At 73.4% G+C, this 9,321-nt stretch carries 1 protein-coding gene; it reads left to right on the plus strand.

What is annotated here, in order from left to right:
* Positions 1-62: 62 nt before the first annotated feature.
* On the plus strand, positions 63-9,321 hold a 9,259-nt coding region (locus OO69_RS47595), incomplete at its 3' end, for a type I polyketide synthase (RefSeq protein WP_078652917.1).

Consider the following 9,321-nt stretch of genomic DNA (forward strand, 5'->3'; position numbering starts at 1 on the left):
GTGCGGTGGGTGCGGGTCGGACGGTGCTCGTCTTCCCGGGTCAGGGTTCGCAGTGGGTTGGTATGGGTCGTGAACTCCTGGATTCCTCCCCGGTGTTCGTGGAGCGGGTCGCGGAGTGCGCGGCGGTGCTTGAGCGTTGGGTCGACTGGTCGCTCGTCGACGTGCTGAGGGGAGACGCTCCGGCCGAACTCCTGGAGCGGGTCGATGTGTTGCAGCCCGCCAGCTTCGCGGTGATGGTGGGTCTTGCGGCTGTGTGGGCGTCGGTGGGTGTGGTGCCCGATGCGGTGGTCGGCCACTCACAGGGCGAGATTGCCGCAGCGTGCGTGTCCGGGGCGCTGTCGCTGGAGGACGCGGCCCGGATCGTGGCGGTGCGCAGCCAGGTGATCGCCGGGAGTCTCGCGGGCCGTGGTGGCATGGCCTCGGTGGCGCTGGCGGAGGCCGACGTCGTGGAGCGTTTGGAGCGCTGGGCGGGCCGGGTGGAGGTCGCGGCGGTCAACGGTCCGACGTCCGTCGTGATCGCTGGTGACGCGGAAGCCCTCGACGAGGCCCTTGATGTCCTGGCGGCGGATGGTGTGCGGGTGCGTCGGGTGGCGGTGGACTACGCCTCCCACACCCGGCATGTGGAGGCGATCGAGGAGACGTTGGCCACCGCCTTCGCCGACATCCGCGCCCAGGCGCCGCTGATTCCCTTCTACTCGACGGTGACGGGGGAGTGGGTCCGCGAGGCCGGTGTCCTGGACGGTGGTTACTGGTACCGGAACCTGCGGGGTCAGGTCCGTTTCGGTCCTGCGATCGCGGCTCTCCTGGCCGAAGGCCATACGGTGTTCGTCGAGTCCAGTGCCCACCCCGTCCTGGTCCAGCCGGTCAGCGAAATCGTCGACCAGACGGACGCCGATGCCGTGGTGAGTGGTTCGCTGCGCCGCGACGAGGGCGGTCCCCGCCGCCTGTTCACGTCGATGGCCGAGCTGTTCGTGCGGGGCGTGCCTGTCGACTGGACCGGCGTCCTCCCGGCCGGCACGGTTGCTGGTCACGTCGATCTGCCGACGTACGCCTTCGACCACCAGCACTACTGGCTCCAGACCGCCCCCGCGACCGACGCCGCCTCCCTCGGCCAGGCCACTGCCGACCACCCGCTCATCGGCGCGATCATCGGCCGGCCGGACTCCGGTGGGTTCACGACCACCTCGCGGTGGTCGGTGGCCGCTCACCCCTGGCTGGGTGATCACGCCGTCGGTGACGTCGTGGTCGTACCGAGCGCCGCGCTGGTCGAGTTGGCCGTCCGGTTCGGCGACGAGGTCGGCAGTCCCGTGGTCGAGGACCTGGTGGTGGACCGGCCCGTCGTGCTTCCGCCGCGCGGTGGCAGGGCCGTACAGATGACCGTGGGGGAGGCCGACGACCAGGGGCGGCGAACAGTCGGGGTGTACTCCCGACCGGACGACGTGGGTCTGGACGCCGTCTGGACTCGTCACGCGTACGGCACGCTGGCGCCCGGGGCGGTCGCTCCGGCCGCTTCCGGCAGCGCGCCGCCGGACGACGGCCCCGCGACCGATGTCGCCCTCGACGACGCGTTCGGCGACGCCGACCGCTACGGCCTGCATCCGGCGTTGCTCGACGCGGCGGTTCGGACGACCCTCCCCGAAGGCATGATCGTGACCCGGTGGAGCGGCGTGACCCTGCTGGCCTCCGGCGCCGCAGCGGTGCGGGTGAACTCAGCCCGTACCACTGCCGGGGAGACCCGACTTGAGCTGCGCGACGCCACCGGCGCGCCGGTGCTGACCGCCGACGCCGTCGTCGCCGAGCCGTTCTCGCCCGAGCGGGCGGGGATCGCGGACGCGGCGGCGCATGATGCCCTGTTCCAGGTCGACTGGGCCGAACTGCCCCTGGCCGCAGGTGAGATGACCGAGGACGTCGGCACCGCCGTGGCTGTCGCCGATGCGCAGGACGTCGCTGCCCTCGCGGCGGACGGCGAGGTGGTTCCGGACTTCCTCCTGTACGAGGCAGGGCGCGCGACCGCCGATCCGCGTGCGGCGGTGGCCGCCGCGTTGGCCGTTCTCCAGGCGTGGTTGGCGGCGTCCGCCCTGGCGTCCACCCGCCTTGTCGTGATGATCCCCGGCGGCGCCGAGGACGAACTCGCCGTGGCCGCCGTGTCGGGTCTGCTGCGGTCGGCGCAGTCCGAGCACCCGGACCGCATCGTCCTTGTCGACCACGATCACGACCACGACCGCGATGGCGACGAGTATCGCGCCGGTACGTCGGCCTCTGAGGACTCGGCGGCTTCGGACGGCATGGCGCCCTTGGACGACCGGGCGGCCGTGAAGGCCGTGGGGCTCGCCGTGGCCGCCGGGGAGAACCGGATCCGTGTGCGCGGTGGTGTGGTCTCCGTGCCTCGGCTGGTGCGCACCCCGCTTCCCGAAGGCCCTCGGCGTGAGCTCGATCCCGACGGCACCGTGCTCGTCACCGGCGGAACCGGGATGCTCGGCGGTCTCGTCGCCCGGCACCTGGCGACCGACCATGGTGTACGGCACCTGCTGCTGGCCAGCCGGAGCGGGCCGGACGCCGACGGGGCGGCGGCGCTGTGCGAGGAACTGACCGCCCTCGGTGTGACCGTCGCCGTCGCCGCGTGCGACACCGCCGACCGTGACGCGGTCGAGGCACTCCTCGCCGCCGTACCGGACGCACACCCGCTCACCGCGGTCGTCCACACCGCCGGCGTCCTCGACGACGGCGTGGTCACCGCCCTGACCCCGGACCGGGTCGACACCGTCCTGCGGCCGAAACTCGACGCCGCACTGCACCTGCACGAACTGACCCGGGACGCGGATCTCGCGGCGTTCGTCCTCTTCTCCTCCGCCGCCGGCGTCCTCGGCAACCCCGGTCAGGCCAACTACGCCGCCGCCAACGCCTCCCTGGACGCGCTCGCCCTGCACCGCCGCCGGTCCGGTCTGCCCGGTGTCTCCCTGGCCTGGGGCTACTGGAGCGACGCCAGCGGTATGACCCGCCACCTCGGCGCCGCGGACCTGCACCGCACCCGGCGTCTCGGCATGGTCGGACTCTCCGCCGCCGAGGGCATGGCGCTCCTCGACACGGCCCTGCGGTCGGGCGACGAGATACCCGCCGCCCTCGTGGCCGCCCGGTTCGACCTGCCCGCCCTGCGGGCGTCCGCCCGCGCCGGAACTCCCGTACCGCCCCTGCTGCGCGGCCTCGCACCCACCCCGCGGCCGACGGCCGGAGCCGTGCAGGCGGCGGGCACCGGCTCCCTGCGGCAGCGGCTCGACCGCCTGGGCACACAGGAGCGCACCGAGGCACTGGTGGACCTGGTCCGCCGGAGCGCCGCCCAGGTCCTCGGCCACTCCGGGCCCGACGCGGTCCGTGCCGACCGCGCTTTCAAGGACACCGGATTCGACTCACTGACCGCCGTCGAACTGCGGAACAAGCTCGCGTCCGCGACCGGTCTGCCCCTCTCCTCCACCATCGTCTTCGACTACCCGAAGCCGGTGTCGCTCGCCGGCCACCTGCGCGTACGGCTCTTCGGCGACGACGAGCCCACGGGCGACGGACAGGAGCGGGACGCCGGAGAGCGCGCCACCGACACCGCCGCCCTCGGTGACGACCCGATCGCCATCGTCGCGATGGCCTGTCGCTTTCCGGGCGGTGTGGAGAGCCCCGAGGACCTGTGGCGAGTGGTCGCCGAAGGCGTCGACGTCGTCAGCGAGTTCCCCGACGACCGCGGTTGGGACATCGACCGGCGCTACGACGCCGACCCCGACAGCGTCGGCAAGACCTATGTACGGCACGGCGCGTTCCTGGACGACGCGACCGGCTTCGACGCCGCCTTCTTCGGGATCTCCCCGAACGAGGCGCTCGCGATGGACCCGCAGCAGCGACTGCTCCTGGAGACCTCCTGGGAGGCGTTCGAACGCGCCGCGATCGACCCGACCGCGCTCGGTGGTCAGGACGTCGGCGTGTTCGTCGGCGTCAACAGCCACGACTACACCGTACGGACGCAGCACGCGGCCGGTGTCGAGGGCTTCCGCCTCACCGGCAGCTCAGGCAGCGTGCTGTCGGGCCGGATCGCCTACCAGTTCGGCTTCGAGGGACCGGCCATCACGGTCGACACGGCCTGCTCGTCCTCGCTCGTCGCCCTGCACCTGGCGGCCCGCGCGCTCCAGCGCGGCGAGTGCTCCATGGCCCTCGCTGGCGGTGTGATGGTCATGGGCAACCTCGAGACCTTCGTCGAGTTCTCCCGGCAGCGCGGACTCTCCCAGGACGGCCGGTGCAAGGCCTTCGCCGACGCGGCGGACGGAACCGGCTGGTCGGAGGGCGTCGGCGTACTCCTCGTCGAGCGGCTCTCCGACGCACGCCGCCGGGGCCACCAGGTCCTCGCGGTGGTCAACGGCAGCGCGGTCAACCAGGACGGCGCGTCCAACGGTCTGACGGCGCCGAACGGGCTTTCACAGCAGCGGGTGATCCGCAGGGCGCTCGCCGAGGCCGGCCTGGCGGCGGCCGATGTGGACGTGGTCGAGGGGCATGGCACGGGTACGGTGCTCGGCGATCCGATCGAGGCGCAGGCCCTGCTCGCGACGTACGGGCAGGACCGGCCCGCCGACCGCCCGCTGTGGCTCGGCTCGGTCAAGTCCAACATCGGTCACACCCAGGCCGCGGCCGGTGTGGCGGGCGTCATCAAGATGGTCATGGCGATGCGGTACGGCGTCCTGCCCCGCACTCTGCACGTGGACCGGCCCTCGACCCATGTGGACTGGACCGCGGGCGCGGTGGAACTGCTCGCCGAGGCTCGGCAGTGGCCGGAGGGCGGGCACCCGCGGCGCGCCGGCGTCTCGTCCTTCGGTATCGGCGGCACCAACGCGCATGTCGTGATCCAGCAGGCACCGGCGGAGGACACCGCGGCGTCCGGGCGGACGTCGGCGGGCCACCCGGTCCCCGGCGTCGCGCCGGAGTCCGCCTCGGACCGCAGGCCCGCCGTTGACGCGGCACCCGCCGTGGCCCTCGTACCGTCAGCGCCCGCTCTCCTGCCAGTGCCTCTGTCGGCCCGGTCGGCGGCGGCTCTGCGGGCCCAGGCCGGTCGCCTCGCCCGCTTCGTCGACGCGCGGCCCGAACTGTCCCTCGCGGACACCGCGCACGCGCTGGCCACCACCCGTGCCCGGCTCGACCACCGGGCGGTCCTGATGGCCACCGGCAGGGAACAGCTCGCCGACGCGCTGCGCGCGCTCGGGAACGGTACCCCCACCGCCGTCACCGTCACCGGCAGCCCCGCCGAGGGCAAACTGGCCTTCCTCTTCACCGGACAGGGCAGTCAGTGGGCCGGTATGGGCCGCGAACTCGCCGCGCGGTACCCGGTCTTCCGCAACGCCTTCACGGCCGCGTGCGACGCCGTCGAACGCCACCTGGACGGGCACCTGGCGCGCCCGCTGCACGAGGTGGTGTTCGCCGAACCCGGCACGACCGAGGCCGCGCTCCTCGACCGCACCCTGTACACACAGGCCGGTCTCTTCGCCCTGGAGACCGCGCTGTTCCGGCTCTTCGCCTCCTGGGGCGTACGGCCGGACCTGGTCGCCGGGCACTCGGTCGGCGAGATCTCCGCCGCCCACGCCGCCGGAGTCCTCGACCTGGCGGAGGCAGGCGAACTGGTCGCCGCCCGCGGACGGTTGATGCAGGCCCTGCCCGAGGGCGGCGCGATGGTCGCCGTCCAGGCGGCCGAGGCCGAGGTGGCGCCGCTGCTGGCCGAGGCCACGGGCGAGATCGCTGTCGCCGCGGTCAACGGACCCGACGCCGTCGTGCTCTCCGGCGCCGAGGACACCGTCCTGGCCCTGGCGGCGAGACTGGCCCACCAGGGCAGGAAGACCAAGCGACTGACGGTCAGCCACGCCTTCCACTCGCCGTTGATGGCACCCATGCTCGACGAGTTCCGTACCGTCGTCGCCCGGCTGCACCCCCGGCCGGCCACCGTCAAGGTCGTCTCCACGCTCACCGGTGCCCCCGCCGAGGACGGCCGCTTCGCCACCCCGGAGTACTGGGTCGACCAGGTGCGCCACGCCGTACGGTTCGCCGACGCGGTCGCCGCGCTGCGCGACCAGGGCGCGGGGACCTTCCTGGAAATCGGCCCCGGCGGCGGCCTGACCGCCCTCGCCCTCGGCACGCTCGGCCCGGACCACCGGGGCTGCCTCGCCACGCTGCGGGAGGACGGCTCGGAGGAGTCCGCCGTCCTCACGGCACTCGCCGAACTGCATGTCCGCGGTACGGACATCGACTGGCCGGCCCTCCTTGGTACCCCGGCCGCCGCGATCGGCACCGACCTGCCCACGTACGCCTTCCAGCACCAGCGGTACTGGGCCGAACCCGAGGCCACCGCCATCGACGCCGAAGCGCTCGGCGCCCGCTCCACCGGCCACCCGTTGCTCGGCACGGCCGTCGAGATCCCCGACGACGACCACGCCGGCACGCCCAGCGACGGTGGCACCCGTGTGGTGCTCACCGGGCGGCCCGACCGACGCGCTTTCGGCCGGCTCCTCGATCCCGCCACCGGCGTCGTTCCGGCCGCCGTGCTCCTCGACCTGCTGGTCCACGCCGGCACCGAGGCGGGCAGCGGCGCCGTCGAACAGATCACCGTCGACACACCGCTGGCCGTGCCCGAAAACGGCCACCTCCAGCTCCGTGTCCATGTCGACGCCCCGGGCCGGGACGGACTGCGCCCGGTCGCCGTCCACAGCAGGCGGACCGGCGACGGGAACGCCACCTGGACGTGCCACGCCCGCGCCCTGCTCCGGCCCGGCCTGCCCAGGCCCTCCTTCGACCTGCGCACCTGGCCCGCCAGCGGAGCCGACGCACCGGCGGACCGCCTCGGCCTCCATGTCGTACGAGGCGTACACGGCCTGACGGAACAGGACGGCCTGCTCTCCGCCGACCTCACCCTGCCTCCGGAACTCGCCGACGAGGCAGCGGGGTTCACCCTCCACCCCGCGCTCCTCGACACGGTCCTTCACCTCCTGGCCGCCCGTACCGGCGACAGCGGGCTCGACCTCACCGACTGCGCCGACCTGGCCGTGTACGCGCAGGGCGCCACCGCCCTGCGGCTGCGGATCACACCCGTCGAGGGCGGACGCCACCTCGTGGAACTCGCCGACCACACCGGCGAACCGGTCGCCGCGCTCGGCCCGCTGACCCTGGGCCGCCCCGACAGCCACCCCACCTCGGAATCCGTCACCGACCCCGCCGTCCGCGAGGCACGGACGACGGGGGACGGGCCGCTCGTCCGGCGGGTCGTCGGCAGGCCGGCCGCCGAGAACGGATCACTGGCCCACCGGCTCGCCGTGCTCGGCGCCGCCGAACAGCAGCGTGTCCTGATGGACCTCGTGCAGGAGAGCGCCGCCGTCGTCCTCGGTCACACCGGCGCCGACGACCTCGACGTGAACCAGCCGTTCAAGGAGCTCGGCTTCGACTCCCTCAGCGCCGTCAAACTCCGCAACCGGCTGCACGACTTCACCGGCATGAGCCTCCCCAGCAGCCTCGTCTTCGACTACCCGACCCCGGCCGCCCTCGCCGGACACCTGCGCACCGAACTCCTCGGCGAGGACGCCGCGAGCGCCGGTACCGCCGGATCCGTACCCGCCGTGCCCGTGGAACCCGACGAGCCGATCGCCATCATCGCCACGAGCACCCGCCTGCCCGGCGGTGTCGACACCCCCGAGGAACTGTGGCGACTGGTCGTCGAGGAGCGCGACGCGCTCTCCGCCTTCCCGCAGGACCGCGACTGGGACGTCGACAAGCTCTACCACCCCGACCCCACCCACCCCGGCACCACCTACACCCGCGTCGGCGGATTCCTGCACGACGCCGCCCAGTTCGACGCCTCACTCTTCGGGATCTCGCCGCGCGAGGCCCTGGCCATGGACCCGCAGCAGCGGCTGTTGCTGGAGACCTCGTGGGAGGCGCTGGAGCGCGCCGGCCTCGATCCGGCCTCCACCCGGGGCCGTGACATCGGCGTCTTCACCGGCATCGTCCACCACGACTACGTGACCCGGCTGCGACAAGTCCCGGAGGACGTCCGGGGCTACGTGATGACCGGCACCTCGTCGAGCGTGGCGTCCGGGCGCGTGTCGTACGTGTTCGGCTTCGAGGGACCGGCGGTCACCATCGACACGGCCTGCTCCTCCTCGCTCGTCGCGATGCACCTGGCGGCCCAGTCACTGCGGCGCGGCGAGTGCTCGCTCGCTCTCGCGGGCGGTGCGACCGTCATGTCGAGCCCGGACGCCTTCGTGGAGTTCGCCCGCCAGCGCGGACTCTCCGCCGACGGCCGGTGCAAGGCGTACTCCTCGACCGCCGACGGCACCGGCTGGGCCGAGGGCGTGGGCGTGGTCGTCCTGGAGCGGCTGTCGGAGGCCCGTCGCAACGGGCACCCGATCCTGGCCGTGCTGCGCGGCAGCGCGGTCAACCAGGACGGCGCCTCGAACGGCCTCACCGCCCCCAACGGTCCCTCCCAGCAGCGGGTCATCCGGCGCGCCTTGGCCGACGCGGGCCTGTCCACGAAGGACATCGACGTCGTCGAGGGCCATGGCACCGGCACCTCCCTGGGCGACCCGATCGAGGTCCAGGCCCTGCTCGCCACCTACGGCCAGGACCGGCCCGCCGACCACCCGCTGTGGCTCGGCTCCCTGAAGTCCAACATCGGCCACACCCAGGCCGCGGCGGGTGTGTCCGGCGTCATCAAGATGGTGGAGGCGCTGCGGCACGGCGTGCTGCCGCCCACCCTGCATGTCGAGGAGCCGACACCGCAGGTGGACTGGACGGCCGGTGCGGTCGAACTCCTCAGGACGGCCCGCGAGTGGCCGGCTACGGGCCGGCCGCGCCGGGCCGCCGTGTCCTCCTTCGGCGCGAGCGGCACCAACGCGCACGTGATCCTCGAGGAGTCACCCGAGGATCCCGCGGGGCCCGTCGAGGCCCCGGCGACCCCGGTGCCCGAGAGCGGCGTCGCGGCGCTCGTGGTTCCCCTGGTGGTGTCGGCGAAGAGCGCCGGCTCGCTGGCGGGCCAGGCCGAACGGCTCGGGTCGTTCGTCGGCTCCGCGGAGAGTACGGCCCTGCCGGAGATCGCGACAGCGCTCGCTTCGCGGCGGGCGGTGTTGTCTGAGCGTGCGGTGGTGGCGGCTGGTTCGCGGGAGGAGGCGTTGGCGGGGCTGCGTGCGCTGGCGCGCGGCGAGTCAAGTCCTCTGCTTGTCACCGGTGGTGGCAGTGCGGTGGGTGCGGGTCGGACGGTGCTCGTCTTCCCGGGTCAGGGTTCGCAGTGGGTTGGTATGGGTCGTGAACTCCTGG

It is taken from the genome of Streptomyces sp. NRRL F-525, from assembly GCF_000716605.1.
GTDB lineage: Bacteria > Actinomycetota > Actinomycetes > Streptomycetales > Streptomycetaceae > Streptomyces.